The organism is Candidatus Eisenbacteria bacterium (assembly GCA_016235265.1).
In the GTDB taxonomy this organism is placed as follows: domain Bacteria; phylum Eisenbacteria; class RBG-16-71-46; order RBG-16-71-46; family JACRLI01; genus JACRLI01.
Genome location: JACRLI010000003.1, coordinates 73805 through 96166 on the forward strand (window position 1 = coordinate 73805; position 22362 = coordinate 96166).

General features: G+C 70.1%; 16 protein-coding genes. 4 read left to right on the forward strand and 12 right to left on the reverse strand.

Going from position 1 to position 22362, the window contains the following annotated elements; genetic code table 11:
* Nucleotides 1-42 precede the first annotated feature (42 nt).
* A complete protein-coding gene (locus HZB25_01900; protein ID MBI5835973.1) occupies nt 43-1425 on the reverse strand; it encodes a hypothetical protein in 1383 nt (460 codons plus the stop codon).
* Nucleotides 1426-1843: 418 nt separating this feature from the next.
* Here HZB25_01900 and HZB25_01905 point away from each other — a divergent pair, with 418 nt between their 5' ends.
* The gene (locus tag HZB25_01905; GenBank protein ID MBI5835974.1) at nt 1844-2233 is read left to right on the forward strand and encodes a hypothetical protein; all 390 of its coding nucleotides are present in this window, start codon (nt 1844-1846) and stop codon (nt 2231-2233) included.
* A 98-nt stretch (nt 2234-2331) separates the two neighbouring features.
* Here HZB25_01905 and HZB25_01910 read toward each other — a convergent pair whose 3' ends face one another.
* The 5 genes from HZB25_01910 to HZB25_01930 all read right to left on the reverse strand — a co-directional run bounded on the left by HZB25_01910 (nt 2332) and on the right by HZB25_01930 (nt 9744).
* Nucleotides 2332-3117, reverse strand: a complete 786-nt coding sequence (locus HZB25_01910; GenBank protein MBI5835975.1) for a dimethylargininase — start codon at nt 3115-3117, stop codon at nt 2332-2334.
* Between the two features lie 47 nt (nt 3118-3164).
* The gene (locus HZB25_01915; protein ID MBI5835976.1) at nt 3165-4538 is read right to left on the reverse strand and encodes a YcaQ family DNA glycosylase; all 1374 of its coding nucleotides are present in this window, start codon (nt 4536-4538) and stop codon (nt 3165-3167) included.
* Between the two features lie 47 nt (nt 4539-4585).
* Nucleotides 4586-6223 (reverse strand): ABC-F family ATP-binding cassette domain-containing protein, encoded by a 1638-nt coding sequence (locus HZB25_01920; GenBank protein ID MBI5835977.1) that lies wholly within the window; start codon nt 6221-6223, stop codon nt 4586-4588.
* Nucleotides 6220-7473, reverse strand: a complete 1254-nt coding sequence (locus HZB25_01925; protein MBI5835978.1) for an MFS transporter — start codon at nt 7471-7473, stop codon at nt 6220-6222. The genes HZB25_01920 and HZB25_01925 overlap by 4 nt, the downstream gene beginning before the upstream one ends.
* An 87-nt stretch (nt 7474-7560) precedes the next feature.
* A complete protein-coding gene (locus HZB25_01930) occupies nt 7561-9744 on the reverse strand; it encodes a M3 family metallopeptidase (GenBank protein ID MBI5835979.1) in 2184 nt (727 codons plus the stop codon).
* A 258-nt stretch (nt 9745-10002) separates the two neighbouring features.
* Between HZB25_01930 and HZB25_01935 the strand changes: the two genes are divergently transcribed.
* The 3 genes from HZB25_01935 (at nt 10003) to HZB25_01945 (ending at nt 16905) form a co-directional block, all read left to right on the forward strand.
* The gene (locus HZB25_01935) at nt 10003-12546 is read left to right on the forward strand and encodes a PIG-L family deacetylase (protein MBI5835980.1); all 2544 of its coding nucleotides are present in this window, start codon (nt 10003-10005) and stop codon (nt 12544-12546) included.
* A 277-nt stretch (nt 12547-12823) separates the two neighbouring features.
* Entirely contained in the window at nt 12824-14536 is a 1713-nt protein-coding gene (locus HZB25_01940) for a sodium:solute symporter (GenBank protein ID MBI5835981.1), read from the forward strand.
* A 113-nt stretch (nt 14537-14649) separates the two neighbouring features.
* Nucleotides 14650-16905, forward strand: coding sequence for a hypothetical protein (locus tag HZB25_01945; GenBank protein ID MBI5835982.1), 2256 nt, complete (start codon nt 14650-14652; stop codon nt 16903-16905).
* Between the two features lie 18 nt (nt 16906-16923).
* On the opposite strand, the gene HZB25_01950 is transcribed toward HZB25_01945, so the two are convergent.
* The 6 genes from HZB25_01950 to HZB25_01975 form a co-directional block, all read right to left on the reverse strand.
* Nucleotides 16924-17808 carry a DUF2911 domain-containing protein gene (locus tag HZB25_01950; protein ID MBI5835983.1) on the reverse strand — a complete coding sequence of 295 codons (885 nt, stop codon included), beginning with the start codon at nt 17806-17808 and terminating at the stop codon, nt 16924-16926.
* A 34-nt stretch (nt 17809-17842) separates the two neighbouring features.
* The gene (gene pepT, locus HZB25_01955; GenBank protein MBI5835984.1) at nt 17843-19081 is read right to left on the reverse strand and encodes a peptidase T; all 1239 of its coding nucleotides are present in this window, start codon (nt 19079-19081) and stop codon (nt 17843-17845) included.
* Between the two features lie 180 nt (nt 19082-19261).
* Nucleotides 19262-20092, reverse strand: a complete 831-nt coding sequence (locus HZB25_01960; protein MBI5835985.1) for an FAD:protein FMN transferase — start codon at nt 20090-20092, stop codon at nt 19262-19264.
* A 100-nt stretch (nt 20093-20192) separates the two neighbouring features.
* Complete coding sequence (locus HZB25_01965; protein ID MBI5835986.1) at nt 20193-21467, reverse strand: DUF3570 domain-containing protein; 1275 nt, start codon at nt 21465-21467, stop codon at nt 20193-20195.
* The gene (locus HZB25_01970; GenBank protein MBI5835987.1) at nt 21464-21694 is read right to left on the reverse strand and encodes a DUF4266 domain-containing protein; all 231 of its coding nucleotides are present in this window, start codon (nt 21692-21694) and stop codon (nt 21464-21466) included. The genes HZB25_01965 and HZB25_01970 overlap by 4 nt, the downstream gene beginning before the upstream one ends.
* Nucleotides 21691-22191: a TlpA family protein disulfide reductase gene (locus HZB25_01975; GenBank protein MBI5835988.1), complete on the reverse strand. Its 501-nt coding sequence runs from the start codon at nt 22189-22191 to the stop codon at nt 21691-21693. The genes HZB25_01970 and HZB25_01975 overlap by 4 nt, the downstream gene beginning before the upstream one ends.
* Between the last annotated feature and the right edge of the window lie 171 nt (nt 22192-22362).

Consider the following 22362-nt stretch of genomic DNA (forward strand, 5'->3'; position numbering starts at 1 on the left):
TGTGCCCCGCGAGGTGCGGCCGATTCCGCGCATAGTAGCAGATCAAACATCCGGGGCCTGCGCCGGAAACAGCGGCAGCACCTCGGCGGGTGGGCCCTTCCACTGCAGCCCCCGCAGGTGGGGCCGGGCGCGGGCGCGCAGCCACAGGACCTGGGCCGCAGTGCCCACGGACATCGCCGCCATGGCCACCGGCAGCCCGGCGAAGCGCTGCGTGACCACACCCGCGGCCAGCAGCATGCTGGACACCGCCAGGTAGGCCACCACCGACTCGGTGATGCCGCGGGTGCTGCGCACGTGCACCAGCGTGCCCTGGTACAGGCTCTGCAGGGCACTGAATGCCGGCATGAGCAGAGCCCCCCCCAGCCCCGCGCGGGCCAGCTCGCCCAGCGCCGGGGGCAGCGCCGAGATGTGCGAGAACCACAGGTGTGCCAGCGGAGTGAGGGCCACCGCCGTCAGGGCCCCGGTGGTGGCCAGGGCGAGGCCGACGGCGAAACGTCGGAGCGCCGGCACCGCCCCGGGCCGCTCCAGCAGCGCCACCACGACTTCGTTGAACGCGAACCCCAGGCTACGCAGGGTGAACACCAGCCCGCTGACCACCGGGAACGCCGCGAGGCACTCGAGAGCCCGGGGCATGCGGCTCACGGCGGCGCTGGCGATGGGCATGGCTAGGAACAGGATCAGCGGGGTAAGCGCCAGGGGCAGGAAGAACTTCAGGAATGCCGGCATGGTGAGCGGCACGGCCTGCGGTGCAGCCCGGCGCACCTGGTCGCGCAGCACCGCCTGCACCGTGAAACCCGCGTAGACGGCCTCGCTCATCACCCCGGCGGCCACCGCCAGGGTGCCCACCACGATGCCCGGAACATGGCCGACGTAGTACCCGACGGCGAGGACCACACAGTTGGCGGCCAGCCGGATGCCGGTGCCGATGCCGACCGCCCGGGAGCGGCCCGCGCGGATCAGCACGCCCTGCTGCGTGCGCCGGTACGCGATGGACATGGTCCAGGGCAGCATGATCTGCAGTCCCAGGCGCGCCGGCCCCAACACCTCGGCGGGCGGGTGGAGCAGACCGCCAACCACCAGGTCGAACAGCGGCGTGAAGGCGACGAGGGCGTGGAACAGGGTGGTGGCTCCGCCCGCCAGGTACATGTACCGCCGCACCACCCGGTAGGACTGCCAGTCGCGCGAGAGCGCCGTGGAGGCGGACAGGAGCATGATGATCGGGGACTCGATGAGCAGCGCCAGCGGGAACACCACCCCGCCGTAGGCCGCCAGGCTGACGGTGGAATGCGGCAGGCGTGCCATCACCGCGCTCACTGCCGGCAGCTCGAAGCCCATGAGCAGCCAGCTGGCGGCCAGCGGCCACCACAGCCGGATCACGATGCGGAGAGTGACGCCCTGGGAATCGACGCTCGGAGTGGAATCCACGTCGCCATTCTAGGCCATGGGGAGGCGGTGCGCGAGGGTCAGCGGTCTGGGCGTCAGCGGTTTGGATCCAGGGGATCGGGGCTGGCAGAATCGGGGCCGGCAGAAACAGCCGGGAGATGGGGTCTGGATGCCGCCGGGGAAGTACGCTAGGCTCTCGTGCATCCCGTCGCAGGGCCGGCATCGGCCTCCCCGCGCCGGTCCGGCGTGCGTCGTCCCTTCCTCCCTTCGCCCGGCCCGCGGGCCGGCGATTCCCCAAGGAGGTCGAAGCGTGGCCAAGTTCCGTGCCTTTTCGCCCGCGGTCGAAGTCAACGGGTCGGCGGTGTATGCGGTGGTGAGCGAACTGGCGGACCTGGGCGGCATCGGTGCCCGGATCCTGGCCAATCACGGCATCGAAGCCCCGGACGCCTCGAAGTGGTATCTGCAGCAGTCCTGGCTGGACGCGTTCCGCGAGATCGCCGAGAAGACCGGCCCGGCGACGCTGCGCGCCATCGGACGGAGGATCCCGGACACGGCCATCTGGCCGCCGGAGGTCAATTCCATCCCCGCCGCGCTCACCTCGATCGACGTGGCCTATCACATGAACCACCGCGGTGGCGAGGTCGGCAGCTACCATTTCGAGTTGCTGGGCGCCCGCTCGGGGCGGGTCGTGTGCGACAATCCCTACCCGTGCTCATTCGACCTCGGCATCGTCGAACGCACCGTCGCCAAGTTCGCGCCGCCGGGCACCAACCCGCTGGTGCGGCATGACCCGGCTGCAAGCTGCCGCGAGACCGGGGGGACCAGCTGTACCTACCTGGTGGAGTGGTGAGCGCCGGCTGAGGCCGCCTGCGCCTGGCCGGTGGAATGGTGAGCGCCGGCTGAGATCGTCCGCGCCCGCCCGGCGGAGTGTTGAGCGCCCGCGGGGCCTCAAATCGGCGCGGAAGTGGCCGGGATTTCAAGGACCAGGCTGCAGCAGGTAACCGCGCCTTCCGCCTTGGCCAGCTCCGAGGCGGCCACCGTGACCACGTCCACGCCCGCCTCCTGCAGTCGCCCCCGTGTCCTCGGAAACTCCCCGGGGAAGATCACCGAGCCTCCCACCAGCAGCGCGTTGGCCGCGGCCGGCTCCTCCGGGTCCACGGCTACCGCGCGCAGGCCCGGGAAGGCCTCCGCCTCCACGCGTTCGGGGTTGAGCAGCAGCAGGTCGCGCGCCACGCGGGTGACGGCCGATTTCAGGTGCAGGCAGCCGCGCACCGCGACCCGCGCGACCGAATAGCCCAGCGGCCCCAGCAGGTCGCGCAGCTGCACGAAACCCGCGCGGTTGGTCCGGCCGGTGTCCCCCACGTAGACGTGCGGGCCCACGACCAGCACATCGCCCCCGTCCAGGGTGCCGGGTTCCTCGATCCGCCGCAGCCGGCGGTACGGACGCAGCGCCGCCTCCACCGCCGGGGTTTCGCCGCGTCGGCTCGGGGCGCCCGGGCGGGTCAGCACCGCCAGCTCCCCGAGCACCACCGCGACGTCCTCCACGAACACCGAGTCGGGGAGATCGGGGTCCTGCGGCAGCCGGACCACCCGGCAGCCCAGCGATTCCAGGGCGCGTTCGTAGTCGGCATGCTGCCGCCGGGCCAGGGGCAGGTCGATTTCCCGCCGCTCGAGGTGGGTCAGCTCGCAGCGTGCCAGCGCCGCGCTGATCTCGCGGGTGATGGCGATGCGCACCTTCGGCTCCCCCTGGTTCCACGGATCAGGCACCGGTCCCTCCACGCTCATTCGCCCGGCAGATCACGGGCATCCGGCCGGGGCCCGGTCGGCGCCGCGCGAAGGTGCGTCCGCAGGGCCGGGCTCCACGCCCCGGCACAAGCCGCGCCCAGGCTGACGCGGTCCGCGCCCAGGAATTCCCGCAGCGAGTGCAGCGCGCCGGCCAGGCCGGCCAGTGCCGGGTCCACGTCCGCGGCGCCCGCCCGGGCCCGTCCTGCGCCCCGGCCGACCTCCGGTACCCGACCGAACCCGGGTTCGAAATGCAGGCTGCGGACCTCGAGGCGGCGTTCCGCACGGTGGTTCTTGGCGTCGAGTCGGCCGATCATCCGGCCGTCGTGCAGGATCGGGAGGACATAGTAACCGTACCTGCGCTTTTGCGCCGGGACGTAGATCTCGACGCGGTAGTCGAAGTCGAACAACCGGAGCACCCGCTCCCGGTGCCACAGCAGGGAGTCGAACGGCGCCAGCAACGTGGTTCCGGTGGACGGCCTGCGGCGCCGGGAGGCGGCCTCCAGGGCCGGGACGTCCTCCGCCAGCAGGTACCATCGGAGGGGCGGGGAGCGCCGGCCGGGGTGCGGTGTGGCGGCGGCGGCGTCCGGGCCGGGTTCGATGCCGACCTCGATCACCTCGCCGGTCTCGAGCATCGCCCGCAGGGCCGCGCGCCGGGCGGGCGCAGGGAGCCGCGGGAAGGACATGTACATCCGGAGGTCCGTTTCGGTGGCCGCGCCCATGGCGTGAAGCGAGCGCCGGATGTGCCACATGGGAAACTCGGCCGCGCTCATGCACGCTTCGGACGCCGCCTCCGGAAGCACCCGCGCCGCCAGGTCCATGCGCCGCTCGAAGTTGCGCCGCGAGTGCACCAGCAGGCTCCCCGAGAGCCACAGGAAGTGCAGCGCGTGCGCGGCGGGCTTCCAGTCCCACCAGGTGCCGCGGGTGTCCCGGGCGTGCTCGAAGTCCGAACTGCCCAGCGGGCCGCGCCGGGCGATCTCCGCCTGGATCTCCCCCAGCAGCCGTTTCGCCCGCGCGCTTCGGCCCCAGCGGGCCCAGGCGTCGGTGCGCACCGGGTGGTCGAACATCGCCCGGCGCCACGCGGGATAGTCCCCGCGCGGCACCAGGCACGCGCAGTGCGCCCAGTACTCGAACAGGACGCGCCGCCGGTAGGCCAGGCGGTCGAAGCTCCCGCGGTCGAAGACGCCGAAGCGGCTCCACGCGGTGAGGTAGTGGGCGCGGTCGAGCACGTTGACCGAATCGAGCTGCAGGCCGCCGGTGTCCCGGGCGAACCGCGCCAGGCTGGTGCCGGTCAGGCGGCGCGCGCGGGGGCGGTCCAGGTGCTGGCGTTCAAGAAACAGCGCGGTGGCCGCGCGACGGGGAAAGTCAGGCACGGGACCTGGGAGCGGCGGGCCGGCTGCGGACGCGCCGCGCTCCTCCTTCAGTCGTGCACGCCGGGCGCCTCGTGCCCGGTGCGACGGATGTACTCCTCGTAGGAGCCCGGGTACTGCAGCGGCTCCGAGTGATCGGTGCCCGCCCCGCCCAGCTCCAGCACGCGATTGGCCAGGCCGCGCAGGAACGCACGGTCGTGGGACACGAACAGCATCGTCCCGTCGAACGAGCGCAGGGCGCCCACCAGCATCTCCTTGGTGGCCAGGTCCAGGTGGTTGGTGGGCTCGTCCAGCACCAGGAAGTTGGGAGGATCGTAGAGCATGCGCGCCAGCACCAGGCGGGATTTCTCGCCGCCGGAGAGCACCCGGATGGGCTTCTCCACCTCGTCGCCCGAGAACTGGAACGCGCCCAGCAGGCTGCGCAGCGCGCCCATCGGCTCCATGGGGAAGTCCTTCCGGATCTGATCCAGCACCGTGAGCTCGAAGTCCAGCAGGTCCAGGGACTGCTGCGCGAAGTAGCCCATGCGCACGCTGGCGCCCAGGCGCACGCCGCCTGTGTCCGGCGCCAGGGCGCCCGCCACCATGCGGAGGAGCGTGGTCTTGCCCGCGCCGTTCTTGCCCATCACGCACCAGCGCTCCCCGCGCCGCACCGTGAAGTCCAGTCCGGAATAGAGCTCCCGGTCCCCGAAACGCTTGGACACGCCCTGGAGCATCGCCACGTCCTCGCCCGAGCGCGGCGGGTCGCGGAAGTCGAACGCCACCACCTTGCGGGTGCGGGGCAGCTCGATCTTTTCGATCTTCTCCAGCCGCTTCACGCGGCTTTGCACCTGCGCCGCCTTGGCCGCGTGCGCCTTGAAGCGCTCGATGAAGCGGCTCTCCTTGGCCAGCATCGCCTGCTGGCGGGCGTACGCGGCCTCGCGGTTGGCCTCCCGCAGCGACCGCTCGCGCTCGTAGAAGTCGTAGTCGCCGGTGTACAGGAACACCTCGCCGCCGTCGATTTCCACGATATGGTCCACCACGCGGTTCATGAACTCGCGGTCGTGGGAGGTCATGATCAGGGTGCAGCGGGTGTTCTTGAGGAACCGCTCCAGCCACACGATGGACTCGATGTCCAGGTGATTGGTGGGCTCGTCCATCAGCAGCACGTCGGGCTTCCCGAGCAGCACCCGGGCCATGCTCACGCGCATCTTCCAGCCGCCGGAGAGATGGCCCACGTCGGCGTCGATGCGCTCGTCCTCGAACCCCAGCCCGTGCAGCACCTCGCGCGCCTGGGCCTCGATGGCGTAACCGCCCAGGCTCTCGTAGCGGTGCTGCACATCCCCGTAGCGCTCCAGGACCTGGTCCAGGTCGTCCGCCTTGTCCGGGTCGGCCATGTCGTGCTGCAGCGCCTCGAGCTCGTGGTGCAGGTCGCCCAGTTCGCCGCTGCCGGCGATGGCCTCGTCGAGCACGCTTCGGCCGCGCATCTCGTCCACTTCCTGGCGGAAGTAGCCGATGGTGAGCTTGCGCGGCACGGACACCGAGCCCTCGTCCGGCGACTCCTCCCCCGCGATGAGCCGGAACAGCGTGCTCTTGCCGCAGCCGTTGGGGCCCACCAGGCCGGCCTTCTCGCCGGGATTGACCTGGAACGACGCGTCGGTGAACAGGACCTGCCGGCCGTACTGCTTGACGACCCCGGAGAATACGATCATGTGCGGGGCTCGTCCTCCGGAAGCCGGACCTCCACCGGGATCGGCGCGCCGCGCGGCCGCAGCGCCCTGAGGATCGCCACCACGCCGACGAACAGCGCCAGTCCCAGCACCCCCACGGTTGCCTCGGTGTTCAGCATCCCGCCGGGGCCCCACAGGCTGTGCGCCTTTCCGTCCAGCAGGGTCATGTAGTAGATGGGGAAGTTCGAGAGCGAGGCGTACACGTTGTACTTGGTGGCCGCCGCGCCCATGCCGATGGCCTCCAGCACCACCGCGGTGAAGCCCGCGTACGTGAGCCCGGTGATGAACGCGTACAGCGAGACGAACACGACGTAGGTGGTCTCGGTGCGTGGCGCGAGGGCCATGGCCACAGCGCAGGCGGCCTGCAGCGCGCCGTAGGCGATGTAGGAAGTCTTGCGATCCATCCGGTCACAGACCCAGCCGCCGGCGATGCAACCCACCGCCGAGAGCCCGCCGCTGAGCAGGCCGTTCACCATCCCCACGGCGGCCGCCGACGCGTGCCAGTCCCCCGCCACCGCGGCCCACAGGTTGGAGGCGGCGCCCGAGCCGATCGGGAGGAAGCAGAGGAACAGGGCCAGGAATCCGGCCCGGCTGGTGGTCACGTTCCAGAGATCGCTGCCCACGTTGCGCAACGACTTGAGCAGCCCGCCCTCGCGATGCGGCGAGTGGGCCTCGTGCATGAAGAACACCGGGATGGCGCACAGCAGGCAGGCTCCGGCCAGCACCGCGCCGGCGATCCACGGGGCGGGCAGATTCTGCGCCATCCACAGGCCCGCGCCGCCGCCCAGTCCGGTCCCGCCCAGGTTGCCGGCCTGGAACCACCCCCCCGCGCGACCTTTCTGGTCCTCGGGCGTGGCGTAGGCCATGAGGCTGTTGGTGGCCATCCCCAGGAAGGTGACCGCCACGTTGGAGATCACCACCACCATGGTGAGCATCGGGATGCTCGCCGCCCGGATGGGCAGGAGGCCGGTGAGCAGGATGCCGGCGGCGCTGACCACGCTGGAGAGCAGGTACCAGGTGCGCCGCGACAGCGTGGTGTCCACCAGCGGGGCCCACGCGAACTTCCACGTGTGCGGAATGTAGCTGGCCGCCACCAGGGCGGCGATCGCGGGCACGGGGACCCCGGCCTTCGAGAGCAGGTAGCCGAGGGACACCGTGACATAGCCGCCCATCACCCCGAATGGCAGCACGAGGAACAGGTAGACGACGGGGTGGGGCGCGCGCCGGGTCATGGGATGTTGGATGCTCCGGGGTGGGATGAAGATCCGCCGCGCCGGCGGAGTGCGCCGGCGCGGCGAAGGGTCCGATGCGTCTCCGCCCTAGGGGGCGCTGCTGCCGGCTGCGTCCAGGCCGCGGCGCTCGAGCAGCGGCTCGATCACCGGCTCGCGGCCGCGGAAACGCTTGTACAGCGTCATGGCGTCCTCGCTCCCGCCGCGCTCCAGCACGTTCTGGCGGAAGGAACGGGCGGTGGCGGGGTCGAAGATGCCCTTCTCCTTGAAGGCGTGGAACGCGTCGGCGTCCAGCACCTCGCTCCAGATGTAGTTGTAGTAGCCGGAGGCGTAGCCCCCGGAGAAGATGTGCGCGAAGTACGGGCTGCGGTAGCGGGAGACGATCTCCGCCGGCATCCCGATCTTGCGCATCGAGGAGTCCTCGAAGGTCCGCGCGTCCGGCTCGCGCGGCGCGGCCAGCGTGTGCCAGTCCATGTCCAGCAGGCACGCCGCCAGGTACTCGGTGCTGGCGAAGCCCTGGTTGAATTTCTTGGACTGGCGGACCTTGTCCACCAGCGCCTGCGGGATCACCTCGCCGGTCTGGTAGTGCTTCGCGTAGGCCTTGAGCACCTCGGGCTCCAGCGCCCAGTTCTCCATGATCGAGGATGGCACCTCGCCGAAGTCGCGCTGCACCTGCGCCACGCCGCGGTAGCGCACGCGCGAGAGCATGGCGTGCAGGGCGTGGCCGAACTCGTGGAACATCGTCTCGGTCTCCTCGAGCGACAGGAGTGCCGGGGCGTCGCCCGCGGGCCGGGAGAAGTTGCACACGTTCACCACCACCGGGCGGATGGACTTGCCGTCCTTGACCCAGGTGCCGCGGTAGCCCCCGGACCACGCTCCGCCGCGCTTGCCCGGCCGGGGGTGATAGTCGGCGTAGAAGACGGCGAGATGGGAGCCGTCGGCGTCCTTCACCTCGTAGGCGCTGACCTCCGGGTTGTACACCGGCATGTTCGGCAGGGGCGTGATGGTGATCCCGTAGAGCCGGTTGGCGACGTGGAACACCCCCTCGCGCACCCGGTCCACCTGGAAATAGGGCCGCAGCTCCTGCTCGTCCAACGAATAGCGGGTCTGGCGCACCTTCTCGGTGTAGTAGAACCAGTCCCACGGCTCGAGCTTGAAGTCCTTCCCGTCGGCGCGGATCGCGGCCTGCAGCGTCTCGGCCTCGCGTGCGGCCACCTTCTTGGCCCTGGGCCACAGCTTGTCCAGCAGCTCGTAGACCCGCGCGGGGCTCTTGGCCATGGTCTCGTCCAGCGCGAAGTCGGCGTACGTCTTGTACCCCAGCAGCTGCGCGCGCTCGGTACGCAGCGAGGCGATGCGTGCCAGCACCGTCTTGTTGTCGGTCGCGTCGCCGTGGTCGGCGCGGGTGGTGTAGGCGGTGAACATCCGCCGGCGCAACTCCCGGTTGTCCGCGTATTGCAGGAAGGGCCACAGGCTGGGGGAATGGAGGGTGAAAAGCCACTTCCCTTCCAGGCCGGCGTTCTTCGCCGCGTCCGCCGCCCCCGCGGTCACCCGGTCCGGCAGACCGGAGAGATCCGCCCTGTTGTCCACGACCAGCCGGTAGGCGTTGGTTTCCTTCAGGAGGTTGTCGGAGAACTTCACCGAGAGCGCCGCCAGCTCGGAGTTGATGGCGCGCAGGCGCTCCTTGGCCTTGGCGTCGAGCAGCGCGCCGCCGCGCACGAAGCGCTTCCAGGTCCTGTCCAGCAGCGTCTTCTGGTCCGGCTCGAGGCTCAGTTTCTCGCGCGCGTCCCACACGGCCCTCACACGCCGAAACAAGGTCTCGCTGAGGGTGATGTCATCCTGGTGGGCCGCGAGCATCGGAGCAGTCTGCCTGGAGATCGCCTGCAGGGCGTCGTTGGTCTCCGCGGAGGACAGCTGGCCAAACACCTGGCCCACCCGCGTGAGCAGCTCACCCGAACCGTCGAGGGCCTCCACGGTGTTGGCGAAGCTGGCCGGCACGGGGGTCTTCGCGATCGCGTCCACCTCGCGGTTGTGCCGCGCGATGGCCTCCTGAAACGCCGGCAGGAAGTGCTCCGGCTTGATCCGGTCGAATGGAGGCACGGCAAAGGGGGTGTTCCATTCCATGAGCATCGGGTTGGCCGGGTCCGGGGTGGCGGCAGGCGACTGCGCTCCCGCCGTCGTGGACGGCGGCGGCGTGTCCGCCGCGGTGGCGGGTGATTGCGCGCCCGAGGATGCGGCGGCCAGGAACAGGGCGACAACTACGATCCAACGGCGCATCGGTACGGCCTCCTGAGCGTGGGTTGAACCGGGTCGAGAGGAAGGGACCACCGGGGGGCGACGATCGGCACGCAGTCTAGCGCATCGTGCGGGATTGAGACAGCGAATCGGCCGCGGGCACCATGCCGTGAGGAGCGGCCGGAAGGTCCACCGCGGCCCGGCCGGCTCCCGACGACCTGTGCTACCATGCGCCCATCCCCGCCGGCGCGCCTGGCTCCGCGCCCGGATCCCACTCACCCAACGGAGGCTCAGGCTTTCATGCGACGTGTCACCTTCCGGCTGCTACTGCCTGCGGTTCTTGTGCTTGCCCTGTCGGGCGTGTCCCAGTCCCCGGCCTGCGCCGACGCGCGTCCCCGCGACATCATGGACGCCGCCGAGTTGCGCCTGGCGCTCTCCAAGCTGCGGGTGGTGGGCAGCGTGCTGTTCGTGGCCGCGCATCCCGACGACGAGAACACCGCGCTCCTGGCGTACCTGTCCCGGGAGCGTAAGATGCGCACCGGCTACCTCTCGTGCACCCGCGGCGACGGCGGGCAGAACCTGCTGGGCACGGAGACCGGCTCGCTGCTCGGCGTCATCCGCACCCAGGAACTGCTGGCCGCGCGGCGGGTGGACGGCGCGGAGCAGTTCTTCACCCGCGCGGTGGACTTCGGGTATTCGAAGAGCCCCGAGGAGACGCTCCGGATCTGGGGCCATGACAGCGTGCTCGCCGACATGGTGTGGGTGATCCGCACCTTCCGCCCCGACGTCATCATCGCCCGCTTCCCCGCCACCGGCGAGGGCGGGCACGGGCACCACACCGCCTCGGGCATCCTCACGGGCGAGGCGTTCGAAGCCGCGGCCGACCCCTCCCGCTTCCCCGACCAGCTGCGATTCACCGGCGCGTGGCGCGCGAAGCGGCTGTTCTGGAACGCGTGGACCCCCGGCAGCCGGGACAAGGCCGACCTGCGCGAGGCGCGCTATCTCTCGCTCGACGTGGGCGCGTACAGCCCGCTGCTGGGAAAGTCCTACAGCGAGATCGCCGCGGAGAGCCGCAGCCAGCACAAGAGCCAGGGCTTCGGCTCCGCCGAGCGCCGGGGGAGCCTGCCGGTGTCCTTCTACCCGCTGGCCGGTGACACCGCCTCGGCGCGCGACATCCTGGACGGCGTGGACCTGACCTGGAAGCGCATCCCGGGGGGCGATGCGGTGGACGCGGCCCTGGCGGACGCGGAGCGCGCCTTCGACCCCGCGAAGCCCGCCGCGGCGCTGCCCGCCCTGCTGCGGGCCCGCGCGGCGATGGGCCGGCTGCCCTCCGAGCCGCTGGTGGACGCGAAGCGCCGCGAACTCCTGGAGGTCATCCGCTCCTGCGCGGGGCTGTGGCTGGAGGCCGTGGCCACCGAGAGCGAGGTCCCCGCGGGCGAGTCCTTCACCGTGCGCGTCTCGGCGCTCAACCGCTCCGAGTTTCCGCTCAAGCTCGAGCGGGTCGAAGCCCTGTCGGGCGCCGACACGCTGACCCTGGTGACGGGCTCGGCGGCGCTGGGCGCGCCACTGGCGTTCAACCGGCCGGCGCAACTGGAGGAGCGGATCGCGCTTCCGGCCGCCGCCGCCCACTCGGAGCCCTACTGGCTGGGAGAAGCTCCCAGTCCCGGGCTCTTCCACGTGGGAGACCCGCGCAAGATCGGTTCTCCGGAGAACCTCCCGGCGGTGACCCTGGGACTGGTGCTGTCCGCGGGAGCCGACACGCTGAACTTCCCGGTGCCGGTGGTGTACCGCTGGACCGACCCGGTGGCTGGCGAGCGCTACCGCCCCTTCTCGATCGTGCCGCGCGTGACGCTGCGGCTCGACCGCGGCGTGTACGTGTTCCCGGACCGCGATCCCAGGGAAGTCCGCGTCACGGCTCGCGACGCCGGCCGCGGCTCGGCCGGCCGCGTGAGCCTGGCGCTGCCCTCCGGCTGGAAGTCCGATCCGGCTTCGGTGGAGGTGAAGCTCTCGAAGCTGGCGCCCGAACAGGAGTGCCTCTTCACGGTCACCCCCAACGGCACACCCGCCAGCGGCGCGCTGGGAGCGGTGCTGGAATCGCCGGCGGGACGGGAGACTCACGGGCGGGTGGTGATCGACTATCCGCACATTCCCACGCAGGTGGTGTTCCCCCAGGCGGAGGCGCGCTTCGTGCGCCTGGACCTGGCTACCGCGGGCAGCAGCGTGGCCTACATCATGGGCTCGGGTGACCAGGTGCCCGAGGTGCTTTCGCAGCTCGGCTACCGCGTGAGCCTGCTCAGCGACGCGGACGTGGAGACCGGAGACCTGTCGGTCTTCGACGCCGTGGTGACCGGGGTGCGCGCTTACAACACCCGGCCCCGGCTGCGTATCCTGCAGCCACGGTTGCTGGAGTACGTCCGCCAGGGCGGCACGCTGCTGGTGCAGTACTGCACCGCCGACGAGGGGCTGGTGGATCGCCTGGGCCCCTACCCGTTCAAGATCTCGCGCGACCGCGTCACCGTGGAGGAGGCACCGGTCGGGATGCCGCCGGGCGGCCACGCGCTGCTCGACGGGCCGAACATGATTACGCCGTCCGACTTCGACGGCTGGGTGCAGGAGCGCGGGCTCTACTTCGCGAATCCGTGGGACGCGAAGTACGAGACCCCGCTGGCCTGCCACGATCCCGGCGAGCCCGACCGCGCCGGGGGATTGCTCTATGCGCGCTACGGCAAGGGCGTGTTCATGTACTCCGCATACGCCTGGTTCCGGGAGCTTCCGGCGGGCGTGCCCGGCGCGCTGAAACTGTTCGCCAACCAGGTCTCGGCGGGACGCGCGGCGAAGCGATGAGCGGAGAGCATCGGGACGATACTCCCCCGTTCGGACGCAGCTGGGGCGTGCTGTACGCCGCGGTGCTGGTCATCCTGGCGCTGTGGATCGCGGCCTTCACGGTCTTCACGCGGGTATTCCAGTGATGCCGGTCGGCACCGAATCCGCGCGGGCCTCCCGGTGATGCCGGTCGGCACCGAATCCGCCCGGGCCTCCCGGTGATGCCGGTCGGCACCGAATCCGCGCGTGGCCTGCCCGTGATCCCGGCCCCGCCCGCCGCCACGACGGGAATTGCAGCATGAAGCCCCTCGACTGGTGGGTGCTGTGCGCCGCCCTCGCGGCCATGGTGCTCTACGGGTTGTGGCGCGGGCGCGGCACGCGCGACCTGGGAGGCTACCTGGTCGCCGGGCGGCGCATGCGCTGGCCCACGGTGGCGCTGAGCATCATGGCCACCCAGGCCAGCGCGATCACCTTCCTTTCCACCCCCGGCCAGGGCTACGCGGACGGAATGCGCTTCGTGCAGTTCTACTTCGGGCTGCCGATCGCCATGGTCCTGCTGTGCGTGACCTTCGTGCCGGCCTACCGGCGCCTGAACGTGTTCACTGCCTACCAGTACCTGGAAGATCGCTTCGACCCCAAGACCCGCTCGCTCGCCGCAGGGCTGTTCCTGCTCCAGCGCGGGCTTGCGGCGGGGATCACCATCTACGCCCCCGCCCTGATCCTCTCCGTGGCCCTGGGCTGGGACGTGCGCTGGACCATCCTGCTCATCGGCTCGCTGGTGGTGGCCTACAGCACCTTCGGCGGGACCCGCGCGGTGGGACACACCCACGTGCTGCAGATGGCCATCATCTGGGGCGGGATGTTCACCGCCTGCGCACTGGTGCTGCGCTCCCTCCCGCCCGATGTGTCGCTCCCCGAGGCCATGCGTGCCACCGGTGCCCTGGGCAAGCTGCGGGCGGTGGACTTCTCCTTCGATCCCAACAACCGCTACAACGTGTGGTCCGGGCTGATCGGGGGGCTGTTCGTGGCGCTGTCCTACTTCGGCACCGACCAGTCACAGGTGACCCGCTATCTCTCCGGTCAGTCCGTTCGCCAGGGCCGCATCGGACTGCTGGTGAACGGCCTGGTGAAGGTGCCGATGCAGTTCGGGATCCTGTTCCTGGGCACGCTGGTGTTCGCGTTCTACCTGTTCGTCGCACCCCCGCTGTGTTTCAACCCGGTGGAGACGGCCCGGGTGCGCGCGGGGGCGCTGGGCGCGGAGTACCGGACCGTGGAGTCGGCGCACGCCACGGCGGCTGCGGTGCGCGCGGGCCGGGCACGCGAACTGATCGCGGCCCAGCGCTCGGGTCTCCCCTCCCGCGTGGGAGAGGCCCGAATCGCGCTGCGACGCGCCGAAGCCGACCTGCAGGCGCTTCGCGGGAGGGGCGCGGCGCTGATCAGGCGCTCCGACCCGGCGGCGCAGGCCGGGGACACCAACTACATCTTCCTCACCTTCGTGCTGCGCTTCCTGCCCGCGGGCGTGGTGGGCCTGGTGCTGGCGGCGGTGTTTGCCGCGTCCATGTCCTCCACCTCCTCGGAGCTGAGCTCGCTGGCGTCCACGTCCATGGTGGACGTGTACAAGCGCTGGATCCGGCCCGGCCCCGAGATGGCCGGGGACGTCGCAGTCTCACGTCTGCTGATGCTGGGCTGGGGCGCGTTCGCCGTGGGCTTCGCGCAGTTCGCCGACCGGCTGGGCTCGCTGATCGAGGCCGTCAACATCCTGGGCTCGCTCTTCTACGGCACCATCCTGGGGATCTTCCTGGTGGCCTTCCACGTGAAGCGCGTCGGGGGCACCGCGGTGTTCTGGGCGGCGCTCGCGGCGGAGGCGGCGGTGATTTTGTGCTTCCGGTTCACGAAGATCTCGTGGCTCTGGTACAACGTGGTGGGCTGCCTGCTGGTGATCGGGCTGGGGGTGGTCGTGCAGACCTTGATGGGGCGGTCGGGGCGGGAGCGCGCAGCGTCTTCACCGTGACATGGCTCCATGGTATCATCTGGCTCTTGGGAGTCGCGCTGGGTCGCGTTTCTCGGCCCGGAGGACGGTTGCCGCCGTGCGGGGCTCTTCCAGCTCGCCGGCCAGGAGGGGCCATGATCCGATGCCGCCCCGGCATTCGCCAACTGACTGTGGTGCTCCTCACTTGCTTGGTGTCCGAAGGCCACGCTGCGCCACTCCTCGCCGCGGCGTGGACACCGCTCAGCCCGCCGAAACCCTGCCAGGGCGGCAACTGCTACGATTCGATGCGCGACCGGATGCTTCTCTACGACGGGAGCGACAATGGCGCCTGGGCCCTGCCGTTCACCTTGCCCACGGGCTGGCAGAGGATCGCTCCGGCGGGACAGTCACCCCCGCCGCGTACGGGCGCTGCAGTCATCTACGATGCAGGCAATGACCGCATCGTGATCTTCGGCGGCTATGCTGCGGGGCTTCTCAATGATGCATGGGCGCTCACGCTCTCCGGCCCCGGCAGCCCCGCCTGGACCCGATTGGAGCCGGACGGAACACCGCCTGCCGCGCGGCAGTATGCCAGCGCCATGTGCGATGCTGCCGGGGGCCGAATGGTCGTTTTCGGTGGTAGTGGAGCGCACGGCTTACTCAATGATACATGGGTGCTCACCCTGCCCGCCTCGGGCACGCCGACCTGGACGCAGCTTGCGCCCGCGGGGGTTCCTCCCGCGCCCCGGTACTCCCCCGCCACAGCTTCGGACGGAACTTCCCTCTTTCTTCACGGAGGCGGGGACGCTGTCTACACCGATACCTGGAAGCTCTCCCTGGGCGCCTCGCCGGCATGGACGCAGATATTCCCTTCAGGCACACCGCCGGCCGAGATCTACGTGCAAGCCATGGTCTACGATCCGTCCGACACCAGCCTGATCTACTTCGCGGGAACCAATAGGCGATTGTCGCTCAACGGATCGCCTGAGTGGCACGCCCTGGAATTCTCCGGTACAGGAGGCGGGACCTTCAATTTCGATCCAGTCCTGAGTCCCCTCACACGCACGGTCTGGGCGGCTGCGGGGCTGACCATCTCCCCGTGCAATTCCGCGGGAACGTGTATCGGAAACGTCTCGCGCCTGGACCTGGCCACAGGGCATTACTCGAACCCGATCCCGGACGCGCGGTCGGGGCATGCCGCGGTATTCGATGGACGCCGTGACCGGATGCTCCTCTTCGGGGGCGCCGGGATGTTCTCGGAGGACAGCGCGGGTGTCTACTGGGCGTACTCGCCGGGCACGGCCACATGGAGCAGGCACCGTGCGGCAGGTGGCCCGCCCTCTTTTCATGGCTGCTTCATGGATGGGGCGGGAGATCGCGTGCTGGTGGTTTCGCGGGACGTGCTCTGGTCTTTGCCCCTCTCCGGCACAGGGGACGGCGTGTGGTCGGCGCAGGCCACGATGGGAGCGGAAGCCGGCACCGCCGCAGGCTTCTTCAATGCGGCCTTCGACCCTGCCGGAAGGCGCGTGCTGGCCTTCAGCGGGGAGGTCGGCAACACCGACACGTGGGCTCTGGGCCTCTCCGACCCGCCAGCATGGAGCCTGATCAACCCCGCGGATAGCGTTCCGCAGGCGCGATGGGCCGCCTCGACGATCTTCGATCTGCGTCGCAATCGCCTGGTGGTTTTTGGAGGCAGATACAGCACGTACGGGGGCTGGGGCAGCTCCAGCGAACTAAACGATGCGTGGGGGCTGGACCCTGCTACAGGACGATGGACGCGACTGGCAAACAACCTGGAGCCGCGACCCCTGGCACGGGAGGGAGCAGCGGCAGTGTACGACTCTCTGGGCGACCGCATGGTCGTCTTCGGCGGGTTCAACAACATCACCCAGTTCGGCATCTACCTGGGCGACGTGTGGGCCCTCAACCTCGGCGCCGCCTCCTGGCAGAAGCTGGAGGCTGGCTACAGCGGGCCTACGCAGGGCCGGGGCTCGACCATGGCGCTGGATGGTCAGCGTCGGCGCGCAATCATCTTCGGCGGCACCGACGACTACTGCGTGGCGCAGAATGAACTGTGGGGGCTCGACTTGGCGCTGGAGATTCCGATCGACGTCGAAGCTGTGAGACGAATCGCCCCTGGCGGGCTGGAGCCTCCCGGCCCCAACCCCTCCTTCGGGATCTCCAGTATCGCTTTCACCTTGGCTCGCCCAGGGCGGGCCCGACTGTTGGTGCTCGATGTGTCGGGGGCCATCGTGCGTGTGCTGCACGATGGCCCCTCGCCGTCCGGTCGCAGCGGGGTCGAATGGGACGGTCGCGACGGAAACGGCCGGGTGACCCCCTCAGGCGCCTACTTCCTGCGCCTGGAGTCGGGCGAAGGCGTATCCAGTCGGAGACTGATGCGGATCAGGTAGCCCGGGACCGGGCCGCGCCTACTTCCCCTTCCACTCCGCGATCGACTTCTCCAGCGCGGAAGTGTTGGCCCGCGTCTCGCCCGCCTTCAGCGTGCGGGCCTTCTCCTCCTGGACCGCCTTCTCGCCCAGCGCGACCGCTTCCGCTTTCTTGCCGGCCTTGGCCAGCACGCGCGCCTTGAGTCCCTGGTTGCCCAGCGTCGCCTTCACGGCCAGGGACTTCTCCAGCCAGGCGTTCATCTCCTCGGCGCTGCCCACGTTGTTGTCGAAGCAGTAACGCGCGGCCTGGTAGGGCGTGCTCCAGTCGTCCGCCTTGGCCTCGGCCACCGCGGCACGGAACTTCTCCGGCAGGAGCCTGTCGGTGTCCACGCCGATGTTGCAGGACACGCGCAGCTTCTCCCAGCGGACCGAGAGGCGCGCGGACTTCGCGGACAACGAGTCGAACTCGAAGTCCATCCACTCGGTGAACTCGGCCGCCTCGGGCTTCGCCTGCACCCGCAGCGCGTCCTCCGAGGGGTTGTACGCGTAGGCGCCCCACAGGTCCTTCTGCCGGCTGAAGATGATGGACCACGTCTCCCTGCCGGGCATGGTGAAGAAGCTGTACTTGCCCGCGGGCAGCGGCTGGCCGTTGATGGTCACCGGGTCGGTGAAGGTGATGCTGGTGGCGTCGTTGGCGCCGGTGCGCCAGGTGGTGTCGTAGGGCACCACGCCGCCCCAGATCACGCGGCCCTTCACCCCGGGGCGCGAGAAGGTGAGCGTGACATCGGTCACGCCGATGGTCTGCACCAGGGTCGCGTCGGGGCTGATGCGCGGGGTCCGCACGGCCGCACCCGCGGCCGGCACGAGCAGTGCCGCCGCCAGGAAGACGGTTGTGGCGACACGGGAGACGAGGGCTGGGATCTTCATGGCATTACCTCCTGTGGCTGCCGGGGAGCACGGACTATGCCCGCTCCTCGAACACCCGGGCGAGCTCGACGATCACTTCCACGGCCTTTTCCATGTCCTGGACCGAAATCCACTCCAGTCGCGAGTGGAAGTTATGCTCCCCGGCGAAGATGTTGGGTGTGGGCAGGCCCATGAACGAAAGCCTCGAGCCGTCCGTGCCGCCGCGGATGGCGGTCTCGCACAGTTTCAGCCCCGCGCGGCGCACCGCCTCGCGGGCGTTCTCCACCACCTGCGGGTGCTGGTCCAGCACTTCCTTCATGTTGCGGTAGGACTCATCCACCTTCACCGACACGCGGGCCCCGGGCCAGGCGGCCACCGTCTCGCGGGCCAGCTTTTCGAGGAACTCCTCCTTCACCTTGAGCTCCGCGGTGGCGAAGTCGCGGATCAGGAACTTCACGGAAGTGCGGTCCACCGAGGCGTCCACCACGTAGGGGTGGACGAAGCCCACGCGATCGGCGGTGGTCTCCGGGGAGAGCTTGTCCTTGGGCAGACGGTGAATGAAGTCGGCGGCGATCTTGATGGAGTTGATCATCTTCCCGGTGGCCAGCCCCGGGTGGGTGTTGAACCCCTGGAAGGTGATGGTCATGGAGTCGGCGGAGAAGGTCTCGCACTGGATGTGCCCCACCGTCTCGCCATCCATGGTGTAGGCGCAGGAGGCGCCGAACTTCTTCACGTCGAAGAACTTCGTTCCGCCGCCCACCTCCTCGTCCGGGGTGAACCCCACGCGGATCGCGCCGTGCGGGATCTCCGGGTGCTGCACCAGGTACTCGGCCGCGGCGATGACCTCCGCGCAGCCGGCCTTGTTGTCCGCGCCCAGCAGCGTGGTGCCGGAGGCGGTGACGATGTCGTTGCCGACCTGCCTGCCCAGCTCGGCGATGTCCGCGGGGCGCAGCACCGTGCCGGGCTCGTCCGGGAGCACGATGTCCCTGCCGTCCCACTTTCGGTGCACGATGGACTTCACGCCCGCCCCGCTGGACTCCGGCGAGGTGTCCACGTGCGCGATGAAGCCCACCACCGGCACGTTGGGCTTCTTCGTGGTGGCGGGCACCGTGGCGAAGACGTAGCCGTGCTCGTCGCGGATGGCGTCCTTGAGGCCGATGGCCCGCAGCTCCTCCACCAGCAGGTCCAGCAGCACCAGCTGCTTGGCGGTGCTCGGATAGGTGGTGGAGTTCTCGTCGGACTGGGTGTCGTAGGTCACGTAACGCAGAAAGCGCTCGAGCACGCTGCTGTTCATGGTCTTCTCCCGCAGGGTGGGAACGGCCGTTTCGATCTGCCGGGGGATCCCGCACGGGGAAGCTAGGCGGTCGGGGGCGAACTGTCAAAGGGGGTGCGCGGAGGCGCTGCGGGCGGGCGGGCGCCGCCGGAGGGCCGGGTGGGCCTCCGCGGATCGCGCGTGCGGCCGGGAGGCGGTGGTTTACACGATCCGGAACTGCACCCCCTGCGCCTCGAGGAATGCCCGGGCGCCCGGGCCGCGCAGGCAGGCCATCGTGGAGAGCGTGCCCGCCTCCAGGCAGGTGCCGGCGACCACGATCACTGCGCGCGGGGCCCCGTCCACCGGCCAGCCGGTCCGGGGATCCAGGATGTGGCCCAGGCGCCGGCCCTGCCACGTCACGAACCGCCGCGCGTCGCCGCTGGTGGCCAGTCCGCCGCGCGTGATCTCGATGCGGTAGAGGGTGCCTTCCCCGGTGCGGGCGGGGTCGTCCACCCCCACCCCCCAGGGCCGTTCGCCGCGGCGCGGGCCCCAGGCGTGGAGATCGCCCCCGAAGTTCACCACGAAGGGCGCTTCCGAGCGATCCCGGATCAAGGTGGCGGCACGGTCCACGGCGTACTCCTTGCCGATGCCGCCGAAGTCGATCTCCATGCCCGCGGGCAGGATCAGGGTCGGGTCGGCCCACGTGGCGCGGTGCCAGCCCACATGGGCCAGCGCTTCCGCCACCACGTCGGGGGCCGGCACGCGATCGCCGCCCTCGAACTTCCAGGCGTGGCGGAGCACGCCGGAGGTGATGTCGAAGAGGCCGCCGGAAATCTCGTGGCAGGTGGCGGCGTAGTCGAGCAGGTGCGCGGTCTCTGCGTCCACGCGCACCGGGCGGCCGCCGGCATGGTTGATCCGGTGGACGATGTTGTCCGTGAGGTAGCGGCTGAACTTGCGTTCGATGCGCAGGGCTTCGATCCGGGCGGTGCGGAGCAGAGACCGGGCCAGCCCCAGGTCGTCGGTGTCCACCAGCAATTCGCAGGGCCCGGCCATGGCGGTGAAGCGGCCCACGAAATGATCCCCGGCCCGCACGAGCTCGCTTGCGGAAGCGTCACGCGGGGCGGGATTGCGGATCGGGCCTGACAACGGTGCCTCAGAAGGTGAACGAATAACCGACGACCAGGGTGCCCATGTTCACCGCCGGGAACAGGTCCAGCTCACGCTGCGCCCCGATCGCCGAGGCCGGGTGGCCGTCCCCGAACTGGCGGATGTACTCGGCGCGCACGGTCCACTCGCCCGGCGTGACCGGGAGGCGGAAGCCGCAGGTGGCGCCCACGGTGACGCTGCGCAGGGGCCCGAGCCGGATGTCGCCGCTGGCGTAGGCGGGCAGCGGCGCCCCCCGGACCAGGCCGTAGGTGAAGAAGTCCGCCCGGGTCTGGGTGTAGAAGCGTGCGTGCGGCTCCAGGTAGGTACTGTCGCCCAGCTCGTAGCGGTACCGGCCGTCGAAGGTGTGCGACTTCACGCCCCAGTTGTCCCAGTAGTAGCGGTATGACAGGTACACCACGTCGGTGGCGAGGTGGTACACCGAGCTGGCCATCAGCACCGAGCGGTCCCGGGTGTCGGGCCGCTCCTCCGTGAGCTGGCCGACGGTCTCGCCGGTGGTGCCGTCAACGACGCTCACCACCTTGTAGGGCTCGGTGAGGTAGCCGTCGTCCTTCGAGCGCGTGATATTCAACCCCATCATCCACCGGCGCGTGAGGATGCGCGAGATCCCCAGCATGCGTGTGGCGAGGTGCTTCCGGTTCGACTGGGTGGAGATCACGGCGCCGTCCCCGAGCCCCGCGTGGGTGCCCCCGTCGGGGAAGACCCGGTCGCTGTTGTATCCGCCTCCCAGCGTCACCGTGGTGAGCCGGTTCATCAGCTCCACCGACACGGTGCCGTTGAGCCCCAGGGACTGGTAGTCCTTCTCTCGGGAGAAATGCCCGCCCAGCGAGGTGGTGAACAGCCGTCCCAGGGGCGCCTGCCAGCCGATGTCGGCGGAAATGCGATGGTCGCTGAACGAACTCACCGGCAGCATTCCCGCTGGCAGCCGGGTCACCTGCCCCGACGGGGACGTGGTGGTCTGGATGCTGCCCGTGGGCACCGCGCCCGTCGGGGAAGCGCCGGTGATGGTGTCGAAGCCCAGCGAGAGGGACAAGGAGTGGCCGTTGGCGAACAGGCGCGAGATCCGGGCCGCGGGCTCGACCACCCGGGCGCGCCCCTGTTCCGCGTATACCAGGACCGAGGCCTCCACCGTGTTGGAGGCCGCACCCTCCGCGTGCGCCGCGGCCGGCATGCCGGAGGCCAGCAGCACGCAGGCGGCCGTGCGAAGGCGGGTGCGGAGCAGGGATGCCGGGGCCGGATCCGGGTTCGGGGACGACGCGGTCAATTGCATCCGCATCCTCCTCCGGCCACGCCCAGGCCGCCGGTGGACCCCTCCTTGCTGAAGTAGACGTGGTCGTCAATGGTGTTGAGCATCGGGGACGGGGCAAACTGCATCTTCTTCTGGCTCAGCAGGTCGCGGTCCCACGGCTTTACGGTGGCGCAACCGGCGGAGAGGGCGGCCAGCGCCGCGCACAGCGCGGCGAGCGCGATCCGGCGTGTGCACGTCCTCATCGCGGCAGGGCCTCCCGGATCCGCGCCTCGAGGGCGGCGGTGTCCTTGGCGGCGAACCCCTGGTGCGAATGCAGGAGGATCCCCTCCGGGCTGACCAGGAAGCTGGAGGGCATGACCGAAACGTCGTAGGCCTCCGGGGTGCTGCCGGCGGGGTCGAAACCGATCGTGAAGGGCGCGGGGTACTTCCTGAGGAAGGTCTCGGCTGCGCCCCGGTCCTTGTCCACGTTGATGGCCACGACCGCGAGGCCCTTCGAGGCGTAGCGCGCGTGGAGGGTGGCCAGGAACGGGAACGACGCCCGGCACGGGCCGCACCACGAGGCCCAGAAGTCCACGTAGACCGTCTTGCCGCGCAGCGAGTCGAGGTCCACCGTCCCCTCGCGCGAGGGCAGGTGAAAGCGCGGCGCCAGGGTGGAATCCGCCGGAGCCCGCTCCCCGGCCGCGGCCAGGAACGGGAGCGCACACAGGATCAGGACGGGCAGGACGAACCGGACGTGCATGGGGTGAACACCTCCGTGACACCGGGAGTGTGAGGTGAATTGCGCATCGGAGGCGGGGTCGACGCCTGGTGACCGAGCCGGGTTGGGGCGGACCGCGGTGAGGCTCTCTACTTCATTAGAACCCGAACCTGGGAACGGGGTTCCGAATTCCCGCCCATATTCCCCGTTCCG

Bases quoted from the DNA above. Each gene is read 5' to 3' on its own strand.
- HZB25_01950 (MBI5835983.1), bottom strand. From the start codon at position 17,808: ATGAAGATCCCAGCCCTCGTCTCCCGTGTCGCCACAACCGTCTTCCTG.
- HZB25_01935 (MBI5835980.1), top strand. From the start codon at position 10,003: ATGCGACGTGTCACCTTCCGGCTGCTACTGCCTGCGGTTCTTGTGCTT.
- HZB25_01940 (MBI5835981.1), top strand. From the start codon at position 12,824: ATGAAGCCCCTCGACTGGTGGGTGCTGTGCGCCGCCCTCGCGGCCATG.
- pepT (MBI5835984.1), bottom strand. From the start codon at position 19,081: ATGAACAGCAGCGTGCTCGAGCGCTTTCTGCGTTACGTGACCTACGAC.
- HZB25_01945 (MBI5835982.1), top strand. From the start codon at position 14,650: ATGATCCGATGCCGCCCCGGCATTCGCCAACTGACTGTGGTGCTCCTC.
- HZB25_01960 (MBI5835985.1), bottom strand. From the start codon at position 20,092: ATGGCCGGGCCCTGCGAATTGCTGGTGGACACCGACGACCTGGGGCTG.
- HZB25_01930 (MBI5835979.1), bottom strand. From the start codon at position 9,744: ATGCGCCGTTGGATCGTAGTTGTCGCCCTGTTCCTGGCCGCCGCATCC.
- HZB25_01925 (MBI5835978.1), bottom strand. From the start codon at position 7,473: ATGACCCGGCGCGCGCCCCACCCCGTCGTCTACCTGTTCCTCGTGCTG.
- HZB25_01975 (MBI5835988.1), bottom strand. From the start codon at position 22,191: ATGCACGTCCGGTTCGTCCTGCCCGTCCTGATCCTGTGTGCGCTCCCG.
- HZB25_01970 (MBI5835987.1), bottom strand. From the start codon at position 21,694: ATGAGGACGTGCACACGCCGGATCGCGCTCGCCGCGCTGTGCGCGGCG.
- HZB25_01920 (MBI5835977.1), bottom strand. From the start codon at position 6,223: ATGATCGTATTCTCCGGGGTCGTCAAGCAGTACGGCCGGCAGGTCCTG.